The sequence below is a fragment of the Pseudomonas sp. BYT-1 genome (assembly GCF_023611805.1).
In the GTDB taxonomy this organism is placed as follows: Bacteria; Pseudomonadota; Gammaproteobacteria; order Pseudomonadales; family Pseudomonadaceae; genus Aquipseudomonas; species Aquipseudomonas guariconensis.
Map to the genome: position 1 here is coordinate 3,407,625 of NZ_CP072559.1, position 26,089 is coordinate 3,433,713.

27 protein-coding genes are annotated in these 26,089 nt (G+C 63.4%); 14 read left to right on the forward strand and 13 right to left on the reverse strand.

All coding sequences use genetic code 11. The annotated features are described in order from the left end of the window. The first annotated feature begins 63 nt into the window (after nucleotides 1–63). Entirely contained in the window at nucleotides 64–795 is a 732-nt protein-coding gene (locus J5X93_RS15790; RefSeq protein WP_043206993.1) for a TorF family putative porin, read from the forward strand. Between the two features lie 224 nt (nucleotides 796–1,019). Here the strand turns inward: J5X93_RS15790 and J5X93_RS15795 are convergent, their stop codons facing one another. From J5X93_RS15795 to J5X93_RS15830, 8 genes are all read right to left on the reverse strand, one after another. Continuing rightward, a complete protein-coding gene (locus tag J5X93_RS15795) occupies nucleotides 1,020–1,910 on the reverse strand; it encodes a DUF2950 domain-containing protein (RefSeq protein ID WP_043206996.1) in 891 nt (296 codons plus the stop codon). Continuing rightward, complete coding sequence (locus J5X93_RS15800; RefSeq protein WP_182815362.1) at nucleotides 1,907–3,295, reverse strand: DUF3300 domain-containing protein; 1,389 nt, start codon at nucleotides 3,293–3,295, stop codon at nucleotides 1,907–1,909. The genes J5X93_RS15795 and J5X93_RS15800 overlap by 4 nt, the downstream gene beginning before the upstream one ends. Before the next feature lie 41 nt (nucleotides 3,296–3,336). Further along, entirely contained in the window at nucleotides 3,337–4,371 is a 1,035-nt protein-coding gene (locus J5X93_RS15805) for a DUF2955 domain-containing protein (protein ID WP_043207000.1), read from the reverse strand. After that, on the reverse strand, nucleotides 4,361–5,461 hold the full coding sequence (locus J5X93_RS15810) for an HlyD family secretion protein (protein ID WP_182942944.1): 1,101 nt from the start codon (nucleotides 5,459–5,461) through the stop codon (nucleotides 4,361–4,363). Before J5X93_RS15810 ends, J5X93_RS15805 begins: the two co-directional genes overlap by 11 nt. Beyond that, nucleotides 5,458–6,975, reverse strand: coding sequence for an efflux transporter outer membrane subunit (locus tag J5X93_RS15815; protein WP_250033737.1), 1,518 nt, complete (start codon nucleotides 6,973–6,975; stop codon nucleotides 5,458–5,460). The genes J5X93_RS15810 and J5X93_RS15815 overlap by 4 nt, the downstream gene beginning before the upstream one ends. Nucleotides 6,976–6,988: 13 nt before the next feature. Then, nucleotides 6,989–8,086, reverse strand: a complete 1,098-nt coding sequence (locus J5X93_RS15820) for an AI-2E family transporter (RefSeq protein WP_182942942.1) — start codon at nucleotides 8,084–8,086, stop codon at nucleotides 6,989–6,991. A gap of 66 nt (nucleotides 8,087–8,152) precedes the next feature. Continuing rightward, the gene (locus J5X93_RS15825; protein ID WP_182942940.1) at nucleotides 8,153–9,913 is read right to left on the reverse strand and encodes a monovalent cation:proton antiporter-2 (CPA2) family protein; all 1,761 of its coding nucleotides are present in this window, start codon (nucleotides 9,911–9,913) and stop codon (nucleotides 8,153–8,155) included. A 225-nt stretch (nucleotides 9,914–10,138) separates the two neighbouring features. Continuing rightward, nucleotides 10,139–10,609, reverse strand: coding sequence for a YMGG-like glycine zipper-containing protein (locus tag J5X93_RS15830; RefSeq protein ID WP_090344761.1), 471 nt, complete (start codon nucleotides 10,607–10,609; stop codon nucleotides 10,139–10,141). Between the two features lie 209 nt (nucleotides 10,610–10,818). Between J5X93_RS15830 and J5X93_RS15835 the strand changes: the two genes are divergently transcribed. Next, nucleotides 10,819–11,223 carry a hypothetical protein gene (locus J5X93_RS15835; protein WP_043207010.1) on the forward strand — a complete coding sequence of 135 codons (405 nt, stop codon included), beginning with the start codon at nucleotides 10,819–10,821 and terminating at the stop codon, nucleotides 11,221–11,223. An 18-nt stretch (nucleotides 11,224–11,241) separates the two neighbouring features. Here the strand turns inward: J5X93_RS15835 and J5X93_RS15840 are convergent, their stop codons facing one another. Further along, nucleotides 11,242–12,153: an ATP-binding protein gene (locus J5X93_RS15840; protein ID WP_052352369.1), complete on the reverse strand. Its 912-nt coding sequence runs from the start codon at nucleotides 12,151–12,153 to the stop codon at nucleotides 11,242–11,244. A gap of 92 nt (nucleotides 12,154–12,245) precedes the next feature. Here J5X93_RS15840 and J5X93_RS15845 point away from each other — a divergent pair, with 92 nt between their 5' ends. Continuing rightward, on the forward strand, nucleotides 12,246–13,028 hold the full coding sequence (locus J5X93_RS15845; RefSeq protein WP_182942938.1) for an AraC family transcriptional regulator: 783 nt from the start codon (nucleotides 12,246–12,248) through the stop codon (nucleotides 13,026–13,028). 33 nt (nucleotides 13,029–13,061) lie between these two features. Here the strand turns inward: J5X93_RS15845 and J5X93_RS15850 are convergent, their stop codons facing one another. Beyond that, a complete protein-coding gene (locus J5X93_RS15850) occupies nucleotides 13,062–13,496 on the reverse strand; it encodes an anti-virulence regulator CigR family protein (protein WP_090344755.1) in 435 nt (144 codons plus the stop codon). 173 nt (nucleotides 13,497–13,669) lie between these two features. Here J5X93_RS15850 and J5X93_RS15855 point away from each other — a divergent pair, with 173 nt between their 5' ends. Beyond that, nucleotides 13,670–14,137, forward strand: coding sequence for a hypothetical protein (locus J5X93_RS15855; protein WP_182942936.1), 468 nt, complete (start codon nucleotides 13,670–13,672; stop codon nucleotides 14,135–14,137). A 199-nt stretch (nucleotides 14,138–14,336) separates the two neighbouring features. Continuing rightward, nucleotides 14,337–15,083, forward strand: coding sequence for a maleate cis-trans isomerase family protein (locus J5X93_RS15860; protein ID WP_182942934.1), 747 nt, complete (start codon nucleotides 14,337–14,339; stop codon nucleotides 15,081–15,083). Here J5X93_RS15860 and J5X93_RS15865 read toward each other — a convergent pair. After that, a complete protein-coding gene (locus tag J5X93_RS15865) occupies nucleotides 15,080–15,931 on the reverse strand; it encodes a LysR family transcriptional regulator (protein WP_052352375.1) in 852 nt (283 codons plus the stop codon). The two genes, J5X93_RS15860 and J5X93_RS15865, sit on opposite strands and share 4 nt — an antisense overlap. A gap of 169 nt (nucleotides 15,932–16,100) precedes the next feature. Here J5X93_RS15865 and J5X93_RS15870 point away from each other — a divergent pair, with 169 nt between their 5' ends. From J5X93_RS15870 to J5X93_RS15890, 5 genes are all read left to right on the forward strand, one after another. After that, nucleotides 16,101–16,622 carry an L-2-amino-thiazoline-4-carboxylic acid hydrolase gene (locus tag J5X93_RS15870; RefSeq protein ID WP_090344749.1) on the forward strand — a complete coding sequence of 174 codons (522 nt, stop codon included), beginning with the start codon at nucleotides 16,101–16,103 and terminating at the stop codon, nucleotides 16,620–16,622. Then, complete coding sequence (locus tag J5X93_RS15875; protein ID WP_182942932.1) at nucleotides 16,619–17,881, forward strand: hydantoinase/carbamoylase family amidase; 1,263 nt, start codon at nucleotides 16,619–16,621, stop codon at nucleotides 17,879–17,881. Before J5X93_RS15870 ends, J5X93_RS15875 begins: the two co-directional genes overlap by 4 nt. 105 nt (nucleotides 17,882–17,986) lie before the next feature. Next, nucleotides 17,987–19,084: a PLP-dependent cysteine synthase family protein gene (locus J5X93_RS15880; protein ID WP_182942930.1), complete on the forward strand. Its 1,098-nt coding sequence runs from the start codon at nucleotides 17,987–17,989 to the stop codon at nucleotides 19,082–19,084. 44 nt (nucleotides 19,085–19,128) lie between these two features. Then, nucleotides 19,129–19,509: a RidA family protein gene (locus tag J5X93_RS15885; RefSeq protein ID WP_043207021.1), complete on the forward strand. Its 381-nt coding sequence runs from the start codon at nucleotides 19,129–19,131 to the stop codon at nucleotides 19,507–19,509. Between the two features lie 149 nt (nucleotides 19,510–19,658). After that, nucleotides 19,659–20,984, forward strand: coding sequence for an MFS transporter (locus tag J5X93_RS15890; RefSeq protein WP_052352377.1), 1,326 nt, complete (start codon nucleotides 19,659–19,661; stop codon nucleotides 20,982–20,984). Between the two features lie 64 nt (nucleotides 20,985–21,048). Here J5X93_RS15890 and J5X93_RS15895 read toward each other — a convergent pair whose 3' ends face one another. Further along, entirely contained in the window at nucleotides 21,049–21,249 is a 201-nt protein-coding gene (locus J5X93_RS15895) for a DUF1289 domain-containing protein (protein ID WP_182942927.1), read from the reverse strand. Nucleotides 21,250–21,407: 158 nt separating this feature from the next. Between J5X93_RS15895 and J5X93_RS15900 the strand changes: the two genes are divergently transcribed. The 3 genes from J5X93_RS15900 (at nucleotide 21,408) to J5X93_RS15910 (ending at nucleotide 24,512) form a co-directional block, all read left to right on the forward strand. Then, nucleotides 21,408–21,761 carry a hypothetical protein gene (locus J5X93_RS15900; protein ID WP_182942925.1) on the forward strand — a complete coding sequence of 118 codons (354 nt, stop codon included), beginning with the start codon at nucleotides 21,408–21,410 and terminating at the stop codon, nucleotides 21,759–21,761. Nucleotides 21,762–21,819: 58 nt separating this feature from the next. Continuing rightward, nucleotides 21,820–22,380 (forward strand): P-loop NTPase family protein, encoded by a 561-nt coding sequence (locus J5X93_RS15905; RefSeq protein ID WP_182815381.1) that lies wholly within the window; start codon nucleotides 21,820–21,822, stop codon nucleotides 22,378–22,380. Nucleotides 22,381–23,129: 749 nt separating this feature from the next. Then, nucleotides 23,130–24,512, forward strand: coding sequence for an APC family permease (locus J5X93_RS15910; RefSeq protein ID WP_090344740.1), 1,383 nt, complete (start codon nucleotides 23,130–23,132; stop codon nucleotides 24,510–24,512). Nucleotides 24,513–24,681: 169 nt separating this feature from the next. Here the strand turns inward: J5X93_RS15910 and J5X93_RS15915 are convergent, their stop codons facing one another. Continuing rightward, nucleotides 24,682–24,855 carry a DUF2986 domain-containing protein gene (locus J5X93_RS15915; RefSeq protein ID WP_102081520.1) on the reverse strand — a complete coding sequence of 58 codons (174 nt, stop codon included), beginning with the start codon at nucleotides 24,853–24,855 and terminating at the stop codon, nucleotides 24,682–24,684. Between the two features lie 141 nt (nucleotides 24,856–24,996). Between J5X93_RS15915 and J5X93_RS15920 the strand changes: the two genes are divergently transcribed. Beyond that, nucleotides 24,997–26,055 carry a sterol desaturase family protein gene (locus tag J5X93_RS15920; protein WP_182942923.1) on the forward strand — a complete coding sequence of 353 codons (1,059 nt, stop codon included), beginning with the start codon at nucleotides 24,997–24,999 and terminating at the stop codon, nucleotides 26,053–26,055. Nucleotides 26,056–26,089: the final 34 nt, after the last annotated feature.

The window sequence follows — 26,089 nt, forward strand, 5'->3', positions numbered from 1 at the left end:
CCCGGGAGCCAGGCCGCGCTTTGCCCGCACCTGCCAGAACAATCACAACAAACAGGTACCTTCATGCGCCGCATCCTGCTCATTGCCTCGACCCTGGCCCCCTTGACCAGCCAAGCCGTATCCCTGAGTGATGACTTCTACCTGGAGATCGAACCCGCTCTGGTCAGCGATTACCGTACCCGCGGCATCTCCCAGACCCAGAACGACCCCGCCGCCCAACTCGCCATCACCCTGCAGCACACCAGCGGCCTGTACCTCGGCGCCTGGACCTCCAATGTGGACTTTGGCTTCGGCACCCAGACCCGCCAGGAGGTGGACTACTACGCCGGCTGGTACTGGCAGGCCACCGATGAAGTCAGCCTGGATGTGGGCTACCTCAAGTACACCTACCCCAAGTCGAGCCTGTACAACCTCAGCGACTACTACGCCGCCCTCACCGTCTACGGCGTGACCCTGGGAGCGAACTACTCCAACGACACCGGCAGCGCCCTGGGCGATGACCAGGACACCCTCTACAGCTACGTGGCCTACGAAACCGCCCTGCCGCTGGAGATCGGCTTGCAGCTGCGTTACGGGCGCATGGACTTCAAGGATCCGATGTACACGGCCGGCGATGGCAAGACATCGTCCGACCACCACGAATGGGAAGTGAAGCTGACCCGTGAACTGGCTGGGCTGACCTGGAGTTTGTCGTACATCGACACCGACCTGTCCAAGACCGAGTGCGCCAGCAGCTATGGGTTCGATGACCTGTGTTCGGCGACCTGGGTAGGGAGTGCGAGCAAGAAGTTCTGAATCAGGACTGCACAGGCAGCCCCGGCACCCTGTCGTTGCGTTGCCTGTAGGGACACTTTCGCCGGTGAGCCCGCAGCCGCACAGAGGCCTGCCTCTCGCCTGCGACTGTAGATACGCCGGCGCTTCGAAAAAAATAGCCAGGCCAAGAAGTGGGCTTCGGCAATTGCCGACGTATCGCTGCACAGCTCGGCCCAGGGCTCAGCCTGCGCTTTCAGTGCCAGCCCTCACTCGGCTGGGTCTACCTTCACCACCTGCCAGCTGTCGTCCGGGTCGAAGCGCTTCATCGCCTTGGCGACCTTCTCGCCATCAGGCCCCAGGTCCTTGTCGAACACCTGGCCGTCATGGCTGATCATGAAGCTCATCACCCCCGTCTCGTTGTACTTGGCAGGCCAGGCGATAAGCGCAAAGCCTCGGCTCATCTGGTCGCCGATCAGGTAGCTGTACGCGCCGCCAGGTGCCGACGGGCCCTGGCCATCGAGAATGCGAAAGTGGTAGCCATACCAGTCATCGCCGACTACGTCCTGACCGAACAGCGGGCCCAGCGGGCTGATCTGGCCGTCGCCTTCGTCCGCCCAGTAGAGGCCGTCGTGCTTGCCTGGGCTGCTGAAGATTTTCTGGGCGTACTCGAGCGCACCGTTGCCGTTGCGATCCTGGGTGGCGTAGTCCATCTGCGCGTCGTGATACGCCAGCACCGACTGCAAAGCCGCCAGCTCATTGCGGCCAATGCGCCGCGCACGGATCTCGGCGCTGCCGGCCTTCAGATCGAAGCGCCAACCGCCATTGCCTTTGACCAGCGGGATCGGCAAGGTCCAGGGGGCGTTGCCCACTGCCAGAATCGCCTTGCGCTCGCCGTCTGGCTCGATGCGGTGTCGTTCGCGGTACTGCTGCAAGAACGCATCCACGTCGCTGCGCTGCACGCCCCCGCGGGGAATGTAGTTACGCCAGTCTTCGCCGAGCAGCTGCGCCAGGCGCGCTTCGTCGGGGTGCTCCACACCCAGGGCCTGGACGAAGGCCTCGACGGCTTTTTCCGGCGTCGGGAAGGCCTGCTGGGCCGAGGCGATGCACGACCAGGCAAGGCCTGTGGCCCATAGTCCCATAAGCAACTTGAGGTTCATCGCCGCCCTCCTCCCCTGCGCATCGGCGCACTGACCGGTCTGGACACCGGACGTCCCGCCGCCCGCGCGGAACCGGGCCGCTGGGCGAACGACTGGCTCAACCGTCCACGGTTGGCCTGCACGTTGGCTCGCGACGGCGAGCGAACGCCATCGAAAGCATTGTTGCGGGCCCGCCCGGCCGAGGCCGTAGGCCGCTTGTGCGCAGCCTGGCGGAGCTGGCCATCGCCTTGGCGACGGTCGGCTACCCGGGGTGCGTTCGTCGCACCTTGCAGGCGATGGCCAGCCTGGGCTTCGCGTGCCCGTTCACGGGCCTCGCGGTTGGTGGTGGCCGGACGTTCGATGCCGTGCCGGTCCATCGAAGCCCGGGCGCGTTCTCGGGCCTCGGCGCGCTGGGCATCGTCACCCCGATACGCGGCGCGCTGGCGGGCGCCGTCCAGTTGCCGGCCGTATTGCTCGCGGCTCCTGGCATCGCGATAGGGCACACCATCGCGATGCACGGCGTTGTGCTGCCACTTGTTCTGGCTGTTGTCGATGCGGTTTTCGATGTTGTTGATGTTGTTGTAGCGATCGACATCGATATCGATGTCGTGATCGTCCCAGTCGCAGTCGCCCCACAGCGAATTGATGATCGCCACGCCAGTGCCGAAGGCCAACCCCGCCACCAGCGCTGAACCTGCGTAATAGGCCGGCGGCGGTGGGTAGTACACCGGCGCAGAGGCGGGGTACTGCCACGTGCCGTAGGTGGTGTTGGGGTTGTAGCTGGGCACGTAGACCACTTGCGGGTCGGCCGGCTCGATGATGATGGTGGTGTTGCCGGCCGCTGCGCTCTGGCCGGTACCGCCGGCGGAGGACGGCGCGGGCGCGGCCTGCACGGTCACGTTCTGGTACTGGTTGCTCTGCAGGTTGCCGGCTGCCTGAGCTTGGTGACGCAGGCGCTGCACGCTGTTCATGACGTCGTCGGGCTGGGCCAGGAAGGCATCTCCCAGACGCTGCACCCAGACCGGGTCTTGGCCCAAGGTCACCAGCACCTGCGGAAAGGCCACCAGCGCCTGCACGCTGGGGTCCCAGGTCTGCCCGGCCACCTGCTTGACCGCCTCGTCGCCCTTGAGCGTGCTGTTGGCCTTGGACCAGGTCACCGCCTCGGCGACCTCGCCCGGGTAGGTGGCCGCCATGAGCACCTGTGCCAGCAGCGCATCGGGGTACAGCGCGATGGGCGCGAGCATCTGATCCAACTGCTCCTGGGTGAACACGGCCGTCTTGGCGGCGCCCGTGCTCGGCGCCGGCTCGCCAGCCGGGGCAGGCGCTGTCGTCGCCGTCTGGGCGAGGCTCGCCGTGCCGCCTAGGCACAACATCATTGTGATGACGCCTAGCATTGGAACGCGCATTGCACCTCCCGCAAAGGCCTATCGCCTGAAATGACTGTGCGTTAAGGGTAGCGCTGCACCTGCGATTTACCACGTCGCGCACGCCGGCTGTCGATCCACACCAGCATGGCGCTGGCATACAGCGAAACCGCCAGGAACAACGCCATGCGCACCGCGAACGCACGGTACACGTCCTGGCCTGCCACGCTGTCCTGCACCGACTGCCCGAGCAAGATCAGCATGGTCGTCAGGCAACTGACCCAGAACGCCGGTCCATGCCGGCTGCCGATCACCGCATACAGCCGCCGGGCCTGCCACAGGGCAAACAGCAGCCCCCACAGAAAGAACATCCACAGATGGACGAACAAGCTGAGCGCACCCCACAGCACAATCGCCAGCAGCCCGGCCAGCAACGTCGAGCCAATCAGTTCGCGGGCGGCCTGGCGGGCATCGGTCTGGTCTGCCTGTTGGCCGAGGCTGACCGCCTTCATGATCAGCGGCATGAAGCGGTCCGGTGCGATCAGCGCCAGCACGAACGCCGGCATGACAATCAGCGTCGCGCGCAGGGCGATCCAGCTCGCCTCATCGGGGCCCAAGCGCGGCGGCACTGGCGCAGCCGCCACGTCGGCCGGCTCGGGGAACAGCACATGGGCCACCGCACAGCCGATGACCGCTAGCAGCATGCCCTTGGCCAGTGCCTCGACCACCGACAACGCCAGGGTGAAATCGCTGGTCCCTGCCGCGGCGATCATGGTCAAGCCGATCACCAGCAGGTTCGCCAGCAGCCCGTTGCCGCCGCGCAAGGCGTAGCGGAACACCGCGAACAAACCAACACCCACCAGCAGGACGCCGCTCAGCGGCGCATGGCGCAGCAGCGGAATCAGCAACAGGCCACTTCCACAGCTGAGCAACACCATCAGCGCCAGCACCGGCGCCGCACGCAGCCCCAGTGCCTGGCTGCGCATGGCCAGCAACAGCACGGCGAACACCGGCGCCAGGATCGGCACCGGCATGTCCAGGCCGAAGCTCGCCGCCAGGCACAGTGCCGTGCCCCAGGCCAGGCGCAGCGCCCGCAGGCGACGCAGTTCAATAGGCATAGGACAACCAGCTCATCACCCACATGAACACCCGGCCCAGCAGGTTGAGTGGGTTGCCCTCCCCTGGCAGCGCCATGATCTCGGCCTGGCCACCGACCCGCAGGTTGCTCACGTTCAGCCGCCCATCGCGTTCCAGCTCGACGATCACCGGGAAGCGCTGCGCCGAACGCAGCCACTCGCGGCTGTTCTGCACCTGGGGCAGCGAACCTGGCGGCGGGCTCTGGCCGACGCTTACGCCATAGCCGATGCTGCGTACCCGTCCGTGCAGCAACTCGCCGGGCAAGGCATCGAGCACCACCAGCACCGGGGTGCCCGGGCGCAGGTGGCCCAGGTTGTTCTCGGTCATGTCGGCGCTGATCCACAGGTCGTGGATGGCGATCAAGGTCATCACCGGGCTGCCAGCGCCGACATAATGGCCGACATCGGTGCGCAGGTCGGTGATCAATCCATCGGAGTCGGCCCGCACTGCGGTGCGTGTCAGGTCCAACCGAGCCTTTTCGACGTTGGCCACCGCGCTGCGCACCTGGGCGTTGTCCGCCTCTTGTCCGCCCTGCTGCTCGCGGGCGCGCTCGACTTCGGCGCGGGCTGCGGCCACTTGGCTGCTGGCCTGCTCGCGGCTGGCCTGGGCGCCCTCCAGGCGTCGCACGGACACCGTGCCCGGGTCTTCCCGATACAGGCGTGCCAGGCGCTCGGCGTCCTGGCGGGCCTTGCGCTCGTTGGCCTGGGCGGCAGCCAGCGAAGCCTGGGCGGCGTCGATGCCGGCCGTATGGGCGCCGATCTGCCGGCGCACCGTGTCGAGCTCGGCCTCGGCCCGCGCCAGGGCGATGCGGTATTGCGCCTGGTCCAGTTCGAACAGCACCTCGCCCTTGCGCACTTCCTGGTTGTTGCCCACCGCCACCCGCTTCACCTGCCCGGCCACCTCGGCACTGACCGGCACCACATAGGCCTGCAGCCGTGCCTGCTGGGTATAGGGTGTGAAACGGTCGGCGAGCACATACCAGAGTAGGCTCACGAGAATCAGCAGCAAGACCCAGCGCATGCCCCGGTCGGGCTTGGCGGGTGTCGGCGAAGGGGCTGGGGCATCGCTCATTTCGGCTCATCTGTGTCGTTGCGCGCTGGGGCGGGGTTGTCGAGCAGATCCCCCCAGTCGGTGCGTTGCTGCATGTGTTGGCGGGTGTCGGGGGCGATGGGCGCACGGTGCGGATCCCAGCCGCCACCGAGGGCTTTGTACAGGGCCACCAGGCTGCCGACCGCATTGCCACGGCTCACCAGGTAGCTGTCCTGCTGTTGCAGCAACAGTTGCTGGGCATCGAGCACCCGCTGGAAATCGGCAAAGCCCTCACGGTACTGGGACGTGGCCAGTTCCAACGAGCGTTGCGCGGCCTGGGAGGCCTGCTGACGAACCTCGGCACTTTGCAGCGAGCGCACCAGCCCGCTGGCCGCATCGTCGGCCTCGCGAGCGGCCTCACGCACATCGCGCTGGTACAACTCGATCAACTGCTGAAGGCGCGCATCTTCCACGCGCACGGCGTTCTTGCGCCGGCCATAGTCGAACGGGTTCCAGATCAGGCTGGGGCCGGCGGCGAGCTGGAAGCTGTCGGGCAGATGGCTGGCCGAGACGAACGTCCAGCCAATGCTGCCCAACAGGCTCAGCGATGGGTACAAGTCGGCCTCGGCCACGCCCACCAGCGCCGATTGCGCCGCCACCGCCTGTTCGGCAGCGCGGATGTCCGGGCGGCGCTGCAGTAGGCTCGCCGGCACGTCCTGCAGGATCGCCCGGTCAGGCAGCGGCAACTGCCCGTGGCCGCTCGCCAATTCAGGCAATGGCCCAGGTGGTCGGCCCAGCAATGCGCACAGCACGTTACGCAGGGCGTTGAGCTGGTTTTCCAGCTCCGGAATGCTGGCCTGGGTGGCCAGGAACTGGGTGCGGGCTTGCTGCCAGTCGAGTTCGTCGTTCTCGCCATGGCGGAACAGCCGTTCGGTGATCTGCAAGCTGCGCGCCTGGCGCTGGGCGTTCTCCTGGGCGATGTCCAGGCGGGCCTCGACGGTACGCAGGCTGAAATAGGTATCGGCCACCTGCGCCCGCAACAGCACCATGGCATCGGCGTAGTTGGCCTGGGAGGCAAAATACAGCGCGTCGGCCGACTCGATGGCGCGGCTGAAGCGCCCCCAGAAGTCCACTTCCCAGGCAATGTCGAAGCCCAGGCTGGATTGCCAGAACACCGAGTCCCGGGCCGTGGGGGTACCGGACTGGTCCTGTTTGAGGTAAAGGCTCTCGCCACGCAGCTGCTGCACCTGGGGGTAGCGCCCGGTCTGGGCGATGGCCAACTGCGCGCGCGCCTCAGCGATGCGCAGGCCGGCCACGCGCAGGTCGGTGTTATGTGCATCGGCTTCGGCGATCAGCGCATCGAGCATCGGGTCGGCGAATACCGCCCACCACTGGCGTAGGTCCGGCGATGCCGCTGGGTGGGTGGCCTGCTCCAGCAAGGGGGTATTCCAGGTGTCCAGCCAGGGTGTCGGCACGGGTTTGAAATCCGGGCCGACCTGGGTGCAACCGCCCAAGGCGGCCAGGCTCAGTGCACAGCAAAAGACACGTTTGACCATGGCAAGCCCTGGTTCAATACGTCTTGTCGACGGGCGTTTCGGGCACTTGCTGCGCGACCCACTGCCAGAACAGGTTGTAGGTCACAGCCAGGATCACCGGGCCGATGAACAGGCCAATGATGCCCTTGACCACCATGCCACCCAGCGCACCGATCAGCACCACCGGCATCGGCACGTCCACGCCACGCCCCAGCAACAAGGGCTTGAGCAGGTTGTCGGCAAGGCCGGCGACGAAGGTGTAGATGGCGAACACGATGGTGCCGACCGTGAAACCTTCGGTGCTCAAGACGTAGGCGATCACCGGCAGCGTGATCAGCGTCGCAGGCGCCTGGGCAATACCCAGCATGAGGATGGCGATGGCCAGGATGCCTGCGCCTGGCACCCCCTTGATCACGAAGCCGACACCGATCAGCAGCATCTGGATGAACGCGATGCCGATCACGCCTTGGGCCACCGCACGGATGGTGGCGGTGCACAGCTTGGCGATGGGCTTGCCCTGAGCTTCGCCTGAGACCCGCATGGCGATGCGTTGCGCCGCCCATTCACCGCGCTCGCCAAAGGCCATGATCACCCCTGAGATGATGATCGCCGCAATAAACAGCAAGAACGCGCCGCCAGCACTGGCGATGGCCCCGAGCAGCAACCGGCCGGCATCCTTGAGGTACGGCATCAGGTTGTTCAGCACCCCGCTCAGGCTTTCGGAGGCCGACAGCCAGAGGGCATACACCCGTGGCCCCACCAATGGCCAGGTGGCGACCGACTCTGGCGGCGCCGGCACGCTCCAGGCGCCGCTCTTGAGCAGTGTCACCAGGCTCTCGACCGACTCGCCGAGGGACACCACCACCAAGTAAATCGGCACCAGGAGCACCAGCAGGACCAACAGCACCACCAGTGTCGCCGCATGGCCGTCCTTCAAGCCGCTGGCACGCTTGATCCGTTGCTGCAACGGGTACAGCGTGACCGCCAGGATCACTGCCCAGAGCATCAGTTCGAGAAATGGCTGGAACACCTGAAAGGCGAAAATCACCAAGCCTGCCACCAACCCCGCCTTGATGAGCACATCCAGCAATCCCCGCGACAGGGCGCTGTCCAGTTTGAAACTCGGCTGCATGAATCACCTCCGGGCCGCCGTGGGCGGGTCGAACAGTCGGTGCGCCGATTGGCGCGATGTTGGTCGTCAATCCTGCGGTCGGTGGTCGTCTGCCGAACCGTCATCGTCCTCGAGCCTTTCACTGGACGCGCGTCGTTGGTACAGCTCCAGCAGCCATCGCTGCTCCTGGCGCTGGTAGCGCCGCACCCAGGCAGCGGCCTGGGCTTCGTCCTGGCCCAGGGCGATGAAGGCGCGACGCGCCATTTCAAGGCTGGAATGGAAGGTTTCGCGGACCGGGCTCGCGCCCAGCTCGAGCAGATGCAGGACATCCCGATGATCGCGTACGGAGGCGATGACTGGGGTATGCGGGTACTGCTGGGCGAGCAGGTCCACGGTCTTGAGATTGACCTGCGGATCGTCGGTGGCGACGATCACCAGTTCGGCCTCGCCGACCTTGGCCGCGCGCAGGATCTGCGAGCGCGACGGGTCGCCATAGAACACCGGCGGACCTTGTTTGTCGGCTTGGCGTCCGAAGGTTTCGACCGAGGTATCCAGGGCTACCAGGCGTACACCTTCGGCGTGCAGCATCCTGGCGATGGCGCGCCCCATGCGGCCCATGCCGGCCACCACCACCTGCGGCGCTTCATCCACTGCCGGCAGCGTGTCCGGGGCCTCCAATACCGGCCGCTCTTCACGCAACTGACGCGCCAGCGCCATCATCACCAGCGGCACCACCGCCATCGACAAGGTGATGGCCAGCACCAGCAGGTCGTGCACCTGTTGCGCCAGCAATTGATGATCCAGCGCCAGCTTGAACACCACGAAGGCGAACTCGCCCCCCGACGCCAGCACCACCGCCAGGCACAGCGCCTGGGCACGGCTCAGGCCGCCGGCCCAACGTCCCAGGCCAAACAGCACAGGCAGCTTGATGCCCACCAGCAACAGGGTCAGCCCCAGCACTTGCAGGGGGAAACCCAGCAGCAATCGCAGGTCGGCGGTCATGCCGACGCCGACGAAGAACAGCCCCAGCAGTAGCCCCTTGAGCGGCTCGATCTGGGATTCGAGCTCGTGACGAAAGGGAGACTCCGCCATCAGCACACCGGCCAAAAATGCACCCAGCGCCATGGATACGCCCACGTGCTCCATCACCCAGGCCGTCCCCAACACCACCAGCAGCGCCGTGGCGGTGGAAAGCTCGTGCAGCCCCGACTTGGCCACCCAGAGAAACACCGGCCGCAGCAGGTAACGCCCTCCGATGATCACGATGCCGATACCAATCGCCACCGCCAGCAATGGCCGGGTGCCCTCGGCCGTGGTCGTCGCGCCACCGGCGAGCAACGGCACCACGGCAATCAAGGGGATGGCGGCGATGTCTTGGAACAACAGGATCCCCACGGCCAAGCGCCCATGTGGCTTGTTCAGGTCCTTGCGCTCGGCCAGTACCTGCAGGCCGAACGCGGTGGACGACAATGCAAGGCCCACGCCGAGTACCACCGCCGCCGCAGGCGACTGGTCGAACAGCACAAAGGCGAGCCCTCCCAGTGCCACCGCGGTGAAACCCACCTGCAACGAGCCGACGCCGAACAGCGACTTGCGCATCGTCCACAATTTACGCGGCGACAATTCAAGGCCGATGATGAACAACAGCATCACCACGCCCATCTCCGAGAGCCGTGCGACGTTGTGGGGATTGTCGATCAACCCCAACACCGAAGGGCCGATCACGATACCTGCGAGCAGATAACCAGGTACGGCGCCCAACTTCAGGCGCTGGAGCAGAGGAACCAGAAGCACCACAGCCAACAGAAAGACTACCGTCGCCTGCAACAGGCTGCCGTCATGAGGCATTTCCCTCCCCCTTGCTCGAATGCCAGGCAATCGCCCGCGCGAAGTCGATTGCCTGAGTCCCGCCAGTCAAGATGGAATTGAGTATGGGTGATTAATGGCCGTTTGCTTGTCGCAGGTTTTTATTTTCCGCGCAGGGTTTACAGACGCGCATCGCCCCCCTGCCGCTGTCTGCTCGGGGCAGTCGATATGTAAGGCCACACGGCCTGTTGCGACGCGTCATCGACCTCAAGGGCTGACCTGATAGCCACGTCCCTGCAGGCAGCTGCTGTAGGCGCTGGCGTGGGCGGAGTCCTGGGCTTGGTTCTGGCTGCGGCGGTCCTGCCGGCGCTCCTGACGCTGGCGCATTCCACCGACTGCAGCCCCCGCTGCGGCCACTTCGCCGGCGCGGTTCTGTCGGTATTGCGCTTTGGCATCGTCACCGGCCCGGTCATAGAGTTCCTCGTGCTGCCGGCCACGGACCTCGGCACCCACCGCCCCTGCCGCCGCCCCGGCTGCCGCGCCACGCACGCGGCCCCCGACATGGGCCTCGGACGAGGTGCCGGCGCTGTTGGCCGCGTTGTTGGCCACACCATTGCAGTAGTCCATGTCCTGTTGCATCTGCTGGCTGCTCTGGCCATTGAGCGGCACGACGCTCTGGGCGCTGACGGGCCCTGCGAGCAACATCAACCCCAGGCAACACCCTGTGAACGCACGCATGACACACCTCCTCGAAAGAAAGCCCCAACGTTTCAGAATAGTGCCCGCGCGAGTTCACTGGGTTCGTGGGGAAAATCATTCGGGCCCTCGCCTAGAACTTTTTGCTATTTATCGGTCTATGTGAGGGAGCTCAGCTCGATAAACGCGGCCCACCGCTGTTTAAGCCCCATGGCCGCGATCCCAATGTCATTCAGAGGTTGTCTTTGCTCATGAAAATCAACGTCCCACGAATGGTGCTCCTTGGCCTGTTCGCGTTCGCGTCGATGGGCTCGGCATCTGCTTCACCGATGAAAGCGGCAAGCCCAGCGCCCGCCGCCCCGATCACGACCCCTCGGGTGGTCGAGAACCCTTGGCCGAGCCTGGCCAGCCTGACCGATAAGCAACAAGGCCCGATGCTCGCCCACGACGACCGCTACTGGCGAGACGGCCGCTGGCACGACAGACGGGACGATTGGCGCCGTGCCCAATGGCGCCGCGAGCAGGCCCGCCGGGAGGCCGAGCGTCGTCACGAGTGGGAACGCCGTCACTACCGCGCCCGTTACGAACACGATCACCGTTACTACGATCACGACCGACGCTATTACGGGCGTGATCAGCGCTATTACCGTCGTTAAGCGCCTCACGCCCTGATATCAGGGCGTGTCCTGGCTCCAGCGTCCGGCGTAGTCCCGGGCAAACTGCGCGGCGATGCGCCCGGAACGCGAGCCGCGCTGAGTGGCCCAGCGAACCGCGTGCACATGGGCCTGCTCGATGGCATGCGCAGGCACACCGTAGAACGCCAGCCACTGGTTCACCGCGTTCAGGTATTCGTCCGGCGAGAAGCCGTAGAACGAAATCCACAGCCCGAAGCGCTCGGACAGCGACACTTTCTCTTCTATCTCTTCCCCTGGGTGCAGTGCACCGTTCTCGCCGCGGGTCATGGACAGGTTGTCCGAGGCGCGTTCGGCAATCAGGTGCCGGCGGTTGGACGTGGCGTAGATCAGCACGTTCGACGAATGCTCGGCCACCGAACCGTCCAGGGCGGTCTTCAGACGCTTGTAACCGATATCCCCTTCCTCGAACGACAAGTCATCGCAGAACAGGATGAAGTATCCAGGCTGGTGACTGACGATCTCGATGACCTCGGGCAGGTCCCCGATATTTTCCTTGTCGATCTCCACCAGCTTGAGCCCACGCGAGTGGAACTCGTTGAGGCACGCCTTGACCAGCGAGGACTTGCCCGTGCCCCTGGAGCCGGTCAGCAACACATTGTTGGCTGGCTTGCCGTCGAGAAACTGCTGGGTATTCTGGCGGATCAGCGCCTTTTGCCGGTCGACGTTCTGCAGTTGATCGAAGCCGATGAGCATGGGCCGCCTGACCGGTACCAAGGTGGCGCGATGGCCGCCCTGGCTGGCCCGGTACTGCCATTGGTAGGCGATGGCATCGGGGTCCAGGACGGGCACGGGTGGAGGCGCGAATGCGCGTTCCAGGGAATCGGCGATGCGCTTGAGCTGCGCAAGGACCTGCTGGGAGAAATCGGCCGGGTCAGGCAAAGGCGTGTTCATGAGCGAAGGCACACAGGGCGAGGGTATGAGGCGCCATGATGCTAAGCTGGCGCGCTCCCGTCTAACGACTGATGGACACAAATCGTCGAATAATGGACAACAAGACCCCGATCGCGACCCAGCATTTCCTCCCACCTGACCAGGAAGTGGCCACGCTGGCCCTGGACCTGGCGGACGGCACCTGCATCGAAACCCACCGACACCCCCATGGGCAGTTGCTCTACACCACCCAGGGCACGTTGATGGTCAACACCCATCAGGGGTGCTGGGTGGTGCCTTGCAATTACGGATTGTGGATTCCCGCCGAGGTCGCCCACTGGACACGCAGCCTCGGTGCCACCTGTATCCGCACGCTTTATTTCGCGCCACAGCGCACCCCGGGCATGCCTGGCGAGTGCGCGGTCTACGCCATCTCCAATCTGGTGCGCGAATTGATCATCGAGACCTCGGGCATGGACCTGGAGATTGCCAAAGGTAGCCGGCATGCCCGCCTGGTCGGGTTGCTGCTCGATGAACTGGCGCTCGCCAGAGTCTCGGCGATCTACCTGCCGCGCCCCAAGGGGCAGCGCCTTCAAGCGCTGTGCCAGCACCTTGTCCAGAACAGGACGCTGGATTGGGGGCTGGCCGAGTGCGCCGCCTTCCTTGGCTTGAACATCAAGACTGTGCAGCGCTGGTTCCATGAGGATGTGGGCATGAGTTTCGGTACATGGCGCAAACAGGCGCGGCTATTGATCGCGCTGGACAGGCTTGCCCAAGGCCACAACATTCTCGACGTCTCGCTGGATGCCGGCTATTCCACGCCTAGCGCGTTCACGGCGATGTTCAAACGGGAATTCGGGCAGCCCCCGCGCACCTTTCAGCAGCCACGCCGCTGAGCTTGCAAGGCGGCGTGGCAGCGCCAGGGCGGATCAATCCAGCACGTTGGTCAGCACTTCATAGATCAGGCCCGTGGCGATCGTGACCAGCAGCAAGTCGGTGCCCGCCTGGCGCCACTCATAGCCGTCATAGTGAGGCAGCCGGCCAATCAGGCGCCCATCGAGCTTCTTGGCGATGCCTGGCGGAAGCGGCTTGCCGCGTGCCAGATTCTTCCGCACGCCAGGCGGCAGGTCTGCTCCCGGGCTCCAGTAGCCGCGATTATCGTCGAGGATGACCCGAATGCCCCCGATGTCTATCTGCGGGCCACCGCGCCAGTCGTTGCCGCCGCCCGGATTCTGATGACCTTGATTACCGTGCTGCATGTTTTTGCCGTGGCCATTGCCCTTGCCTGGGTCGGCCAGCACTGGGGGCGCGCCCAGCAAGGCCAGCCCCAGCGTGGCGGCGAGCAGTGTGTTGAGTCTGGACATTGCATCTGTCTCCTTACTTGAGAATGCCGCTACTGAGCGTAGCGCCCACCAACAGAACCCGACAGCGAAAACTTGGCACCGGCGTGCCTGCATTTCGTCGCCAGGCCGCGAACTCAGTGGCCTGGACGATGTCAAATCGGCATCCCAATCCCGCCCCTGGAGGCGATTCGATCATGAAGAAAACCCTGGTAGTTGCAGCAGTGTGCGCGTTCGCGCTTGGTGCTACAGCCATACTGCCCGCTGACCTTTCCCCGATTGGTTCGGTTTATGCCAAGGGTGGCGGCGGTGGCGGCGGTGGTGGCGGCGGTGGCGGCGGTCATGGCGGCGGCGGCGGTCACGGCGGTGGCCATGGCGGCGGCAAGGGCGGGCTGGGCGGCAACCATGGCAGCAACAGCAATGGCGCCAACGAAGGTGGTCTGCATGCCGGCAAAGCCACCCGCGACCACGGCGTGAGCGGCAAGCATTACGGCCAGGACAGAAATGACAGCGAAGGGCATGGCTCGGTGACCTCCGGAGTCGCACACTCCAAGGAAACCCGCGGCCTGGACAAGGCCCGAGCGATCTCCGACACCACGCCGGGTAGTCACAACACCAAAGGCTTGGACAACGCAGTCCACTCCTCCACCAAGAACGATCGCTGATCAGGCTCGCTCCGCGACGAGCGCCTGGCTCACCGAGGTACCTGGACATCGCCCGATGCCCAGGTACCTGGCGCCACCTTTGCCCTCATTCATCGCAGATCGCGATGGACCTGCCGAAACACACCGTCAGTCGTGCGTTTGTCCCTCCGCTATGATGCGGACCGGGCACCAAATAGCACTGACTGCCGGGGATCAGGTCATGAAGCAGCACCAGACGGGTATCGATTTCACTCAGCCACCGCAGCGCCGCCCTCGCCTGGGCTTGATCGCGCTGGCGTCGGATGTGCTGGTCGAGCGTGACTTCTGGCGCATGGGCCTGGCGGCCGGCGTCGATATCGTGACCACGCGGATCGCGCAATCGATGCCACTGACGCCCACCACGCTCGCGCGGCTCGAAGACGGCATCCCGGACGCCATGGGTTTGCTGCTGCCTGAAGCACAACTCGATGCCATCGTCTTCGCCTGTACTTCCGGCTCCGCGATCATCGGACCCGCGAAAATCGCCGGGCAAATCGCTGCCTTGCGTCCCGGCGTGCCGGTCATCAATCCAGCGACCGCCGCCGTGGAAGCTTTGAAGTACCTGGGATGCAGCAAGATCGCATTCATCGCGCCCTATACCGAGGATGTCGCCGAGATCACCAGCGGGGTATTCGCTGAGGCCGGTATCGGTTTTTCCGATCGTCTGTGCTTTGGCCTGACCAGCGACGTGCAGATCGCCACTCCGGGGCTGGCGCATTATCGACGTGCCATCGCTCAGATGGATATCGCCACCGCCGATGCACTTTTCCTCTCCTGCACCACCGCTGCCACGCTGGACTTGATCGCACCGCTGGAGGCGCAAACAGGGCTGCCGGTGATCACCTCGAACCAGGCAGCCTTCTGGCATGCACTGCGTTGCATGGGCCGTACGCCCTCCATGACCGGCTTCGGCAAGCTGCTTTGCTAGTTTCCATCGGCCTGCAAGGCCTCGCGCAGGGTCGCGAGCAACTGCTGCACGATGACCGGCGGTTCGCGGTGGGCAGTCTTGAACTGCCCATGCACGATGGGCAGCCTGGGCAACCGCGGATGATGCAGCTTCACAAGATCATCAGGGCAGTCTTCCTCGGGGATGGCAGCAATGGCAAGGCCACTGCGCACCGCCGTGCGAATGCCTTCGAGCGTGTTGCAGTCATACACCGAACGCCACGGCACACCCGCCTGGTCCAGCGCCGTGAAAGCCTCGCGAAAGTACAGGCAATGCCCTGAAATATGCGCCAGCGGCAGGACCTCGGCCTGGTCCAGGTCAAAGCCCGGCAGGCCGATCCACACCAGCTGGGAGGGGCATAGATCTGCCACCTGCCCTTCCTGCAACGGCTCGCGCATCAGCGCAGCATCGAGAAAGCCATCGGCGAGCGCCCGGCTGTGCTCGTAGGACAACCCCGAGGTGACCTTGATGGTCACCTTCGGGCGCATGGCCATGAAGGTTTGCAGCACCGGCGCCAGGCGCGAGAACAGGTGATATTCATCCGGCAGCCCGAGCTTGATCGTGCCGCCCATACGCGCGGGGCAGAACTCTTCCTCGATCCGGTCGATGACCTGCAGCAAGGTGGTGACATGGGTGAGCAGCACGTCACCGGCCGTGGTCAGCTGGCAACTGCGGGTGGTACGCCGGAAAAGCTGGGTCTGCAGGTAGTCCTCGAGCTTGGCGATATGCCCGCTGACCGTGGACTGGCTGGCATTGAGCAGACGCGCTGCCTCGCTGAAGCTCCCCACCGAGGCCACTTTGTAGAAACTGCGCAGCAGGACGGTATCCATCGGAGTGTTTCCTCTACAGGCTTGAGGCCGTTGGGCGCAGGCTCGATCGCGCGCCTGATTTATTGCAAATCGCGATCAAACTATCAGATAAATCCGTTACCAGCCAATAAGTGCTGCTGGGTATAGTGCCGACACATACCCATAAGAACTCCAGCAAAGGAGAAGCAGCATGAGTGACAAGCCAGGTGACCGTCCGGCATCCGCCACCGACGGCGAGATCGGCATCCTTGCCCGGCGCCGTATCGAAGCCGGTGTCATCGCACCGATCTACCAGGAACTCTGCGCCCGCCTGGGCGAGGACATGGCCCAAGCGATCATCGATGCCGCGATCCGCAAGGCCGCCGTCGAGGCCGGCCAGGCCTTCGCCGCCAAGACCCCGGGTGGCACCAGCCTGCGTACCTTCCAGGAGCTACAGTCGCTGTGGACCCAGGACGATGCGCTGATCATCGCCGTCGACACGGCCACCGACGAGCACTTCAACTACACCGTCCACCGCTGCCGCTACGCCGAGATGTATCGCGAAATGGGCCTGGGCCACATCGGGCACCTGCTGTCGTGCAACCGCGACTACATGTTCCCGCAAGGCTACGACCCGAACATCGAACTCGAACGTACCCAGACCTTGATGGAAGGCGCGCCCTGCTGCGACTTCAAATACCGCTACGTGAAAAAACAGGACGGCCAGCAATGAGCGTATCGACCAGCAAGGCGCGCAAAGTGCTCATCCAGCAAGACCGTCTCTGGGCGGACTTGATGTCGACCGCCAGGTTCGGCGCCTTGGGCGAAACCGGCATGCGTCGCCTGGCCCTCAGCGAGGAGGACCGTCAGGTTCGGGACTGGTTCGTGGCCGCGTGCCGTGCCCTGGGCTGCACGATCGACATCGACCGGATCGGCAATATCTTCGCGACCTACCCAGGCCGCGACCCAAACCTGGCCCCCATTGCCATGGGCAGCCATTTGGACACGCAGCCTGCCGGTGGCCGCTTCGACGGCATCCTCGGGGTGCTGGCCGGTGTCGAGCTGTTGCGCGCATTGCAGGATGCCGGGATGCGCCCTGCCCATCCGATCACCGTCATTGTCTGGACCAACGAAGAGGGTTCTCGCTTTGCCCCGGCCATGATGGGCTCGGGCGTTTATTGCGGCGCCCGTTCGCTGGAAACCGTTGCTGCGACCTGCGACAAGTCCGGTGTTTCAGTGGCACAGGCCCTGGACGCCATCGGTTATGCCGGTGATCGTGAGCCTGGCTTCCTGCCGTTTGCCGCCTACCTGGAACTGCATATCGAGCAAGGGCCGGTACTGGAAGCGCAGAACCTGGAGATCGGTGTCGTCGAAGCGGTACAGGGGGTCTGCTGGCTGGACATCAAAGTGCCCGGCGTCGAAGCCCATGCCGGTGGCCGTCCCATGACGATGCGCGAGGATGCCCTGGTCGCGGCCTCCAAGATCGTGTTGGCGGTCGAGGCCGTGGCAGCCCGCCATAGCCCTGGCGTGGGCACGGTCGGCTACATCAGTGCCGGGCCCAATTCACGCAATGTCATACCGGGATCGGTGTCGCTGGAGGTGGACCTGCGCCACCCCACCGATACAGGGCTCACGGCCCTGGAAACCGAACTGACCGCCGAAATCCGGCGCATCTCCCCCGAGGCGCAGGTGCGCAGGGTATGGCTCAAACCACCGGTCAGGTTCGACGCACGCATCGTCGATGTCGTGGCCGCCTGCACCGAGGCCCTGGGCTTTTCGGCACGACGCATGGTCTCCGGCGCCGGGCACGACGCTGCGCACGTGGCCGGCTTGGCTCCGAGCGCAATGATCTTCATTCCGTCGTACCTAGGGCTCTCGCACAACGTGCGCGAATACTCCTCACCCGAGCAATGCGCCAAGGGCGCCACGGTACTGCTCGATGCGGTGCTTGACCTGGATGAGCGCCTGTCGGCCGACGCCTCCAGCAACTGACGCACTGCCCCACGGCAATTGATTGCACCCCGGACGGCCCTCGAGGCTGTCCGCGCAGGGTCGTGGGCGCAATTCATTACGATCGGCATAACTTGGAACATTGATATGGGCATTGATACCACGCAATCCGTAGCGATCGATTGGTCACGCAACGCGGTCAGGTTGTTGGAGGGCGACGGTCATCGCTCGGCCGACACCCATCTGATCAAGCCGACCTTCCCAGGCCTGGGCAAGCTCTCGGTCTACCTCAAGGACGAGAGTACCCATCCCACCGGCAGCCTGAAGCACCGGTTGGCCCGCTCGCTGTTTCTCTATGGGATCTGCAACGGGCGAATCAACCAGGGCACCACCTTGGTGGAAGCCTCCTCCGGTTCCACGGCCGTGTCGGAAGCCTACTTCGCCAACCTGCTGGGCTTGCCATTCATTGCCGTGATGCCCAGAAGCACCAGCGAAGCGAAGATCGGCGCCATCCGGCGTTTCGGTGGGGTCTGCGAATTCGTCGATCACCCCGGCGAGGTCTATCGCGTGGCCGCCGAGATCGCGGCACAAAAAGGCGGCTACTACCTGGACCAGTTCACCTATGCCGAACGGGCGACCGACTGGCGCGGCAACAACAACATCGCACAAAGCATATTCAACCAGATGGAGTGCGAGGAGCAGTCGTGCCCAGCGTGGGTGGTGATGAGCGCCGGCACCGGCGGCACCTCGGCCACCCTCGGCCGCTACATCCGTTATCGCGGTTTCGACACCCGCCTGTGCGTCGTGGACGTGGAGAACTCCGCCTTCTGCCAAGCCTGGCAGACCGGGGATCTGTCAACGACCTGTGCACACCCTTCGCGGATCGAAGGCATCGGTCGCCCGCGTGTGGAGCCGTCGTTCATTCCGGGCGTGATCGACCGCATGTTCAAGGTGCCGGACGCCGCCTCGATCGCCGCCGCCCATGTGCTGTCGGAGCGTCTGTTCCGCCGCGTCGGCGGCTCGACCGGCACGAACTTCTTCGGACTGCTGTGCATTGCCAGCGAAATGAAACGCCGTGGCGAAGAGGGCTCGCTGGTGACCTTGATCTGCGACAGCGGCGATCGCTACGCAGATACCTATTTCAACGCCCAATGGCTGGCGTGCAACAACCTCGACATCGCGCCCTGGTACGCGCGCATCGAAGCCTTCCTGGACGGCGCGACGGATCACTTGAGCACCGACTGATCGCACTACAGCAACGCACCTTTCCCACGACAACGGATATCGACATGATCACCCAGGTTTCCAGCACCCACGCCCCGCTTGCCATAGGCCCTTACTCCCAGGCCATCCGGATCGGCAACTTGTTGTTCGTTTCGGGCCAGTTGCCCATCGTGCCGGCCACCGGCGAGTTCTGTTCCGATGACGTCGTCGCGCAGACGCGCCAGTGCCTGGAGAACATTGCCGCCATCGCGCACGAGGCCGGCACCTCCTTGAAGTACACGGTCAAGACGACGCTGCTTGTCACCGACCTGAGTGCGTTCGCCTTGGTCAATGGGGCCTATGCCGAGTTCTTCTCAGCGCCTTGTCCAGCGCGCGCCTGTTATGAGGTCAAGGCCCTGCCCAAAGGCGCCCAGGTCGAGATCGAGGCGGTGATCGCCCTTCCCTAGTCCCACTGCCGGGGCCTGAGGTCTTTGCTTCCGACGGCCCCGGTATCGCACCGCCACATAGACCCAGCACGCGTCATGCAGGCGCCCGCCACGGCGGGGGGACCGTCTGCGCACATCAATAATTACAACGAGAGATTGCGGAGGCTTTTATGGGTATGCCAATCGCTTCGAGTCCACGCGAAGCAAGCAGCACGTCCGGTCAACGTTTGCTGGATGAGGCGCGCCTGATGCCCATCCATGTCATCGCCGCGCTCGCCTGTCTGGGCGGCGCTGCGCTGGATGGCTACATCCTGGGAATCGTCGGCCCTGCGCTGGCGCTGGCCAAGAACGAACTGCTGCTGACCGCCACGAGCCAAGGCCTGATTGCCTGCAGTGCGTTGATCGGTGTATTCATCGGCGGTCTGGTGTTCGGCAACTTCGCCGACCGTTACGGACGTCGACCAGTGTTCTCCTGGAACCTGGCGGCGTTCATTGTCCTGTCGGTGTGCCAGTTCTTCGTGCAGGACATCTGGCAACTGGTGGTCATCCGCTTGCTTCTAGGGCTGGCAATCGGCGTCGAGTACGCCGTCGGCTCCACGGTCCTGGCCGAGTTTTCCCGACGCAAGAACCGCGGGGCCTTGCTTGGCTGCTTCACCATCGCCTGGCAAATCGGCTTTACCGCCGCCTTCATCATCGGCGCCTTCTACGACGGTGATAACTGGCGAATGCTGTTGGGTTCGAGTGTGATTCCAGCGGTCATCATCTACCTGCTTCGCCTGCTGCTGCCGGAAACACCGATGTGGCTCAAGGCACAGGGACGGGACGCCGAGGCCCGGGCCATCGTCGATCGGCACTTCGGCGCCGAGTACGCGATTCCCGATGTCGATGTCAGCCCCAAGGGCGCCTCGCTGGGCGAGCTGTTCAAGCGCGACACCTGGAAACACACCTTGTTCTCCGGCCTGTTCTGGTTCTGTCAGGTCGGCCCCTTCTTCGCCATCTTCACCTTCATGGTGCCGGTGCTGGAAACGCTGGGGCTGCAAGGCGATCACCGGGTCGACCTGTCGCTGAACGCCATTCAGATTGCCGGGGTGGTCTTTGGGGTGTTCCTGGTGCACTGGATGAGCCGTCGCGGATTCGTCATCTGGACCTTCGTCGCGGTACTGGCGATCTTCTTGGCACTGGGTCTGTTCGCCCATGCGCCGACCTGGGTCGTCGTAGGCTTGTTCGCGACATACATGTTCATCGGGCCTGCGATCAACAACATTCAGTTCGTCTATCCGCCTGAGATTTTCGACACCCATGTCCGTGCGACCGGGATCGGCTTCTCGGCGGCTTTCTCGCGGATATCGGCAGCAGGCGTGACCTACCTGCTGCCCTCGTTGCTGCAGGCGTTCGGCTTCTCGGCGACCTTGATCATGATGGCGCTCTTCCCGCTGCTGGGCCTGCTGGTGACGGTGGCCTGGGCGCCGGAGACCAAAGGCAAGGCGTTGCGATAAAGGCTCAAGTGCGCTGGCGATACCCTTGGGGCTGCCCTGAGCAGCCCTCAAGGGTATTCACCGGTCAGTCACGCGCCTGACGCTTGGCGCCCTTCTTGACGATGGCCTTCAACCGCGTCACCGCACGCTGCACCGTCGCCATCTTCTCCGGCCGCTTCATGCCGCGCCATTTGCGGATCTCTTCGCGGGTTCTGCCACAGCTCACGCACAGCTCGCCATTGAGCTGGCAAAGCGAGACGCAGGGGTTGTCGATGTCTTTGGCCATGGGCTGCTCCGAAAGCGGGCGCGCATGATACTGCAAACACGCCGGCATTCGGTGTTCCCACCAAGGCACTTTTAAGACTCATCTTATTGGCCGCCTGGCCCTGTCATGGTCCCATCGTGAATCGATGACCCATCACCGTGACAGGCTCTGGATACCTGATGGAAAAGTACTTTGGCATTGCGCTTTGCAGCCTGTCTTCGGTGTTCAGCGGATTCACCGTTGCCTCGCCAGCGAACGTCACGCCCGAGCAGGAGCAGCAAATCGCTCGGGTGAACGATCTCGCCCACCAACTGGCTGATGAGCTTGAGCAAAAGAAGGTACTTGTGGATGCACTGAACCACTTGGAGCAACAGGTGGCGAACCTGTTCACGGCCAACCAGCAGCTCTCGGATCGACAGACCGCGCTCGTGGATGCCCAGGCGAAAAGCGCGGCCATCAGCCACTTGAACGATGAGGCCTCGAACGATGCGCGCACCAGTTATGCCGTGGGCGCCTGGCCCTTCTCGCCTTGACAGCACCCACAAAATCCGCAAAATCGCCGCCCCTCATTTGGCGACTGGAAGTCTTCCCATGCAACGGATTGTGATACTCGGTAACGCCGGCAGCGGCAAATCGACATTGGCCCGGGCGCTGGGCAAACGCCTCGGCGCTTGCGTCGTGCACCTGGATACGTTGTTCTGGGAACCAAACTGGGAAGAACCCGACGCCGACCAGTTTCGCGAACGGGTACGCCATGCCGTTGCCGCGCCCGCCTGGGTCTGTGAAGGCAACTATGCACGGCGCACCTTCGACCTGCGCCTGCCCCAAGCCGACCTGGTCATCTGGCTTGATACCCCGCGACTCACCTGCCTCGCCCGGGTGATCGTTCGCAGCCTGCTGGACAGGCCCCGGGCCGACCGGCCGGTTGGCTGCAAGGAACGCCTGGACAAAGCGTTTCTGGAGTTCTTGAAATTCGTCTGGCAGTTCGATAGCAGCTACCGCGCAGAGATTGAAGCCATCCGCCTGACTGTGGCGCCGCAGGTTCCAACCGTGCATCTGTGCGGCAAGACGCAGATCGACCGCTTCTTGGAAAGGTTCGATGACACGACCCTGCAGAGAGCGATGGAGCCAACGCGACACGATCGTCCCTAGTGTGCTTGCAGGGCTCAGGTTCGGCGCATTTGCCGTGCAATTGATAGTCGCTGCGGTGTGGCGCTGGGCCCTGATCAATCTGTATCTCCTGTGACCGTATCTGCCCAGCGCCAGCTCACACAAAAGGGTGATGGTGGCCTCCGCACAGCCATGGAAAAATAGCCAAGCACGGACGATATGAAGAATTGACACTCCAGGGGTGGAGTGACAGGCCATGAGAGGTGGATCAAAACCGTCTGAAGCTTGAGTCCTGGTTGGACAACGGACTCGTTCAATCCCCAAGTCGAAAACAGGATCGTCGTTGGGCCAACAGGGATTGTCTTGTCATGCTTTCTTGATCAAGGCATTTAGTGGTCATCGAGCAATATTGCCGCTGTTGTCATTCGAAATCCGATATCCGTTCGATGGCAATATAAATGCCTTGAAAGTACTAAGTAGTTACACCTACTTAATGAACTACAGGAATTGACCTGCAGTGTTACGGCTCTTCTCGTTCCGAAGGCCCGGTTTTATATCGCTGCCATGGCCTGGGGCCATTCGAGCCCGCAGGTCGCCCCACTCATGCCGTAAAACGCTTGTGAAGCTGCAAGTTTCAACGTAGCGACTCTTGGACGTGCTGAATGCGTTATTTCAACGCAGGTCATCACGTGCCCGCACCGAGGTTTTTCAAAGAGAACAAACGTACCCACAAAGTCACGATCGACCCAAATACCGCCAGTGCCTTGCCTCTGAACTTTCAGGAGTCAGTAATGAATATAACAACAAATGCGGCCGATACCTCCTCCCACCATTCACCGTCGCAAAGCACCTCATCAAGTCGTTTCCGCCAGTCCATGAGCCTGACCGCCCTAGTGCTGTTCGGTTTAGCCTACATGGTGCCGCTGGCGGTATTCACCACTTACGGACTGGTCACCCAAATGACCCAAGGGCATCTGCCCACCGCCTACATACTGACGCTCGTCGCCATGCTGTTCACCGCCTACAGCTATGGACGAATGGTCCAGGCCCACCCCTATTCCGGCTCGGTGTACACCTACACCCGCAAGGCCTTCGGCACCTACTTCGGCTTCATGGCCGGATGGACCCTACTGCTTGACTACATCTTCCTGCCGCTGCTGAGCTATCTGTTGATCGGCATCTACATGTCCGAATACTTCCCCGAAGTCCCCGCGTGGGTATGGGCGCTCGGCTCCATCGCTCTGGTGACGTTCCTAAACCTGATCGGCATCGAGTCCATCACCCGTGTCAACTGGGTGCTGATCGTTGCCCAGTTGGTGTTCATCGTGGTCTTCATCGCGCTGTCGATCAGTCACCTGAACCAGCAAGCGGGGCCTGTTTCGCTGCTGGCGCCCTTCCACCATGAAGGCTTCAGCGTGCCGCTGATCATGACCGGCGCAGCCGTACTTTGCTTGTCGTTCCTGGGCTTCGACGCGGTGTCGACCATGGCCGAGGAAACCCCCAACCCACAACGTCGCATCCCCCAGGCGATCATGGCGGTGACAATGATCGGTGGCCTGCTGTTTCTGGTGGTGTCCTGGTGTGCCCAGATGGTGTTTCCGCAGTGGAGCACTTTCCACGACCCCGACTCCGCATCGGTGGACGTCATGCGCCGGGTGGGCGGTGAACTGCTGGTGAGCGCCTTCACGGCCACCTACGTGGCAGGTTGCTTCGCCTCAGCGATGGTGTCCCAGGCGAGCGTGTCACGGGTGCTGTTCGCCATGGGCCGGGACGGCGTGCTGCCGCGCGCATTTGGCCAGTTGGTGTCCAAGAAGCGGGTGCCGGCCACAGCCATCATGGTGGTCAGCCTTCTGTCGCTGATCGCGCTGTTCATCACCCTTGATACCGTCGCCAACATGATCAGCTTCGGTGCACTGTTCGCCTTCTCGGCGGTGAACCTGGCGGTGGTCAAGCACTACTTGGTCGGCCAGAAGCTGCGTGGCCTGCGCAACTACCTGTTGTACGGCATGCTTCCGGGGCTGGGGTTCCTGAGCACGATCTGGCTGTGGACCAGCCTGTCGAGCATGTCGTTCATGATTGGCCTGGGCTGGATGGGGCTTGGATTCATTTGCCTGCTGGGGGTCACCCGGGCGTTTCGTGTCAAGCTGCCGGAACTGCAAATCGCGGCTGATTGATTCGGCAGACATGGAGGCACAGGGGCTATGGATGCCCCTTTGCCTCCAGGAGGCGTGCCTTTCGAACAGGTACAGCCACAAGGAAGTACACTGCGTCGCCTTGAACACCTGGCTCGCCATCAGCAGCGGTCGGTGGCGCCGCTGCGAAGATAGGAAGCGCCGGCGGTGATCAATGCGCGCCTTGCTCGATCTCTGCGCTTGATTCACTCGCCGTCTGCGCGGCTAGCTTCTCCCGCTCGGCCTTGCTGATGTACTTGGGCTTGTTGCTGCGCGGTGCGAGCTTGGCGCTGGCTTTCTTGGCATGGGCCTTGAGCAACTGCTTGATTTTTTTCTGACGGTTCATGATTCACTCTGGCGGGATCGCGTTGCGCCTATCATACCGTGGCGTAGCGCCCACAAACCCACGGTTGATGCTTCATATAAAGACGCTTAAGTAAATCAATCTGATTTACAATGCCGTTTCTTTCGCCGAGGCCGCCGTTTCGTGGATGCACTGTCGCTTGCCTTCGAACATCTGACCGAGTGGGTGATCGCGCCCGTCACCGAGCAGTTTCTCGGCATATTCAACCTGAACGGCCGTTTCGGGGTCCTGTTCCTTTGCATCTCCTATGGCGTCGCCTATGGCCTGTTCCGCTTCAGAAAGCATCACGGCCTGACCGACGCCCCTTCGTTCTGGCAGTTCATCGGCGCTGGCCGAGTACACCTGCATCCCTCGGCGCTGCTGGATTACCGCTACTACTTCGTGCGAGCCGTCCTCAAAGTCGCGCTGGTGCTGCCTATCGTCAACTGGGTCGATCCCTACATCCTGCATTCAGGCGACTACCAGGCCTTTTTCGTCAATCTCTGGGGCGAACGCCCGCGCGTGGGTGAAAACCTCGGGCTCTCACTGCTGTACGGGTTGGGGGTGTTCCTGGTCAAAGACTTCATTCATTACTGGGCGCATCGGGCGTTTCATTCCCGCTGGCTCTGGGCTTTTCACAAGGTTCATCATTCAGCGCCCGTGCTGGTACCCGTGACGGCAAGCCGGGTGCACTTCGTGGAAAAGATCGTCGAAAAACTGAGCACCAGCCTATTCATCGGCCTGTACGCCGGTTGCTTCTGGTACGCCTGCGGCGGCGAAATCAGCCGCTACACCTTGTTCGGGGTGACCTACCTGGTGTTCATCTTCAATGGCCTGGCGGCCAACCTTCGCCATAGCCATGTCTGGCTGTCGTTCGGTCCGAGGCTTGAGCATGTATTGAACAGTCCGGCCCAGCACCAGATCCACCACAGTGACGCCCCGCGCCATTTCAACCGCAACTTCGGCACCAACCTGTCCCTCTGGGACTGGATGTTCGGCACGCTCTATGTCACCACCTCAACGCCTGAAGACATCCGCTTCGGCACCGCAGAACAAGACCAGCAGCGTTACCTGACGCTGTACAGCTTGGTGGTCACGCCCTTTATAGAGACAGCCCGCAAGCTTCTGGCAAAGGACGAGGGCACGCCAGAGAACATGCACACCAGACTCCACACCCAACGCCCTCAAGACACCCAGGGGTAGGCGCCGAGGCCCGACAACGGCTACCGTAACCCTT

Bases quoted from the DNA above. Each gene is read 5' to 3' on its own strand.
- J5X93_RS15845 (WP_182942938.1), top strand. From the start codon at position 12,246: ATGGACAACAAGACCCCGATCGCGACCCAGCATTTCCTCCCACCTGAC.
- J5X93_RS15905 (WP_182815381.1), top strand. From the start codon at position 21,820: ATGCAACGGATTGTGATACTCGGTAACGCCGGCAGCGGCAAATCGACA.
- J5X93_RS15835 (WP_043207010.1), top strand. From the start codon at position 10,819: ATGAAAATCAACGTCCCACGAATGGTGCTCCTTGGCCTGTTCGCGTTC.
- J5X93_RS15840 (WP_052352369.1), bottom strand. From the start codon at position 12,153: ATGAACACGCCTTTGCCTGACCCGGCCGATTTCTCCCAGCAGGTCCTT.
- J5X93_RS15865 (WP_052352375.1), bottom strand. From the start codon at position 15,931: ATGGATACCGTCCTGCTGCGCAGTTTCTACAAAGTGGCCTCGGTGGGG.
- J5X93_RS15860 (WP_182942934.1), top strand. From the start codon at position 14,337: ATGAAGCAGCACCAGACGGGTATCGATTTCACTCAGCCACCGCAGCGC.
- J5X93_RS15810 (WP_182942944.1), bottom strand. From the start codon at position 5,461: ATGAGCGATGCCCCAGCCCCTTCGCCGACACCCGCCAAGCCCGACCGG.
- J5X93_RS15880 (WP_182942930.1), top strand. From the start codon at position 17,987: ATGGGCATTGATACCACGCAATCCGTAGCGATCGATTGGTCACGCAAC.
- J5X93_RS15910 (WP_090344740.1), top strand. From the start codon at position 23,130: ATGAATATAACAACAAATGCGGCCGATACCTCCTCCCACCATTCACCG.
- J5X93_RS15870 (WP_090344749.1), top strand. From the start codon at position 16,101: ATGAGTGACAAGCCAGGTGACCGTCCGGCATCCGCCACCGACGGCGAG.
- J5X93_RS15825 (WP_182942940.1), bottom strand. From the start codon at position 9,913: ATGCCTCATGACGGCAGCCTGTTGCAGGCGACGGTAGTCTTTCTGTTG.
- J5X93_RS15915 (WP_102081520.1), bottom strand. From the start codon at position 24,855: ATGAACCGTCAGAAAAAAATCAAGCAGTTGCTCAAGGCCCATGCCAAG.
- J5X93_RS15850 (WP_090344755.1), bottom strand. From the start codon at position 13,496: ATGTCCAGACTCAACACACTGCTCGCCGCCACGCTGGGGCTGGCCTTG.
- J5X93_RS15805 (WP_043207000.1), bottom strand. From the start codon at position 4,371: ATGCCTATTGAACTGCGTCGCCTGCGGGCGCTGCGCCTGGCCTGGGGC.
- J5X93_RS15820 (WP_182942942.1), bottom strand. From the start codon at position 8,086: ATGCAGCCGAGTTTCAAACTGGACAGCGCCCTGTCGCGGGGATTGCTG.
- J5X93_RS15830 (WP_090344761.1), bottom strand. From the start codon at position 10,609: ATGCGTGCGTTCACAGGGTGTTGCCTGGGGTTGATGTTGCTCGCAGGG.
- J5X93_RS15815 (WP_250033737.1), bottom strand. From the start codon at position 6,975: ATGGTCAAACGTGTCTTTTGCTGTGCACTGAGCCTGGCCGCCTTGGGC.
- J5X93_RS15895 (WP_182942927.1), bottom strand. From the start codon at position 21,249: ATGGCCAAAGACATCGACAACCCCTGCGTCTCGCTTTGCCAGCTCAAT.
- J5X93_RS15890 (WP_052352377.1), top strand. From the start codon at position 19,659: ATGGGTATGCCAATCGCTTCGAGTCCACGCGAAGCAAGCAGCACGTCC.
- J5X93_RS15885 (WP_043207021.1), top strand. From the start codon at position 19,129: ATGATCACCCAGGTTTCCAGCACCCACGCCCCGCTTGCCATAGGCCCT.
- J5X93_RS15900 (WP_182942925.1), top strand. From the start codon at position 21,408: ATGGAAAAGTACTTTGGCATTGCGCTTTGCAGCCTGTCTTCGGTGTTC.
- J5X93_RS15875 (WP_182942932.1), top strand. From the start codon at position 16,619: ATGAGCGTATCGACCAGCAAGGCGCGCAAAGTGCTCATCCAGCAAGAC.
- J5X93_RS15800 (WP_182815362.1), bottom strand. From the start codon at position 3,295: ATGCGCGTTCCAATGCTAGGCGTCATCACAATGATGTTGTGCCTAGGC.
- J5X93_RS15795 (WP_043206996.1), bottom strand. From the start codon at position 1,910: ATGAACCTCAAGTTGCTTATGGGACTATGGGCCACAGGCCTTGCCTGG.
- J5X93_RS15855 (WP_182942936.1), top strand. From the start codon at position 13,670: ATGAAGAAAACCCTGGTAGTTGCAGCAGTGTGCGCGTTCGCGCTTGGT.
- J5X93_RS15790 (WP_043206993.1), top strand. From the start codon at position 64: ATGCGCCGCATCCTGCTCATTGCCTCGACCCTGGCCCCCTTGACCAGC.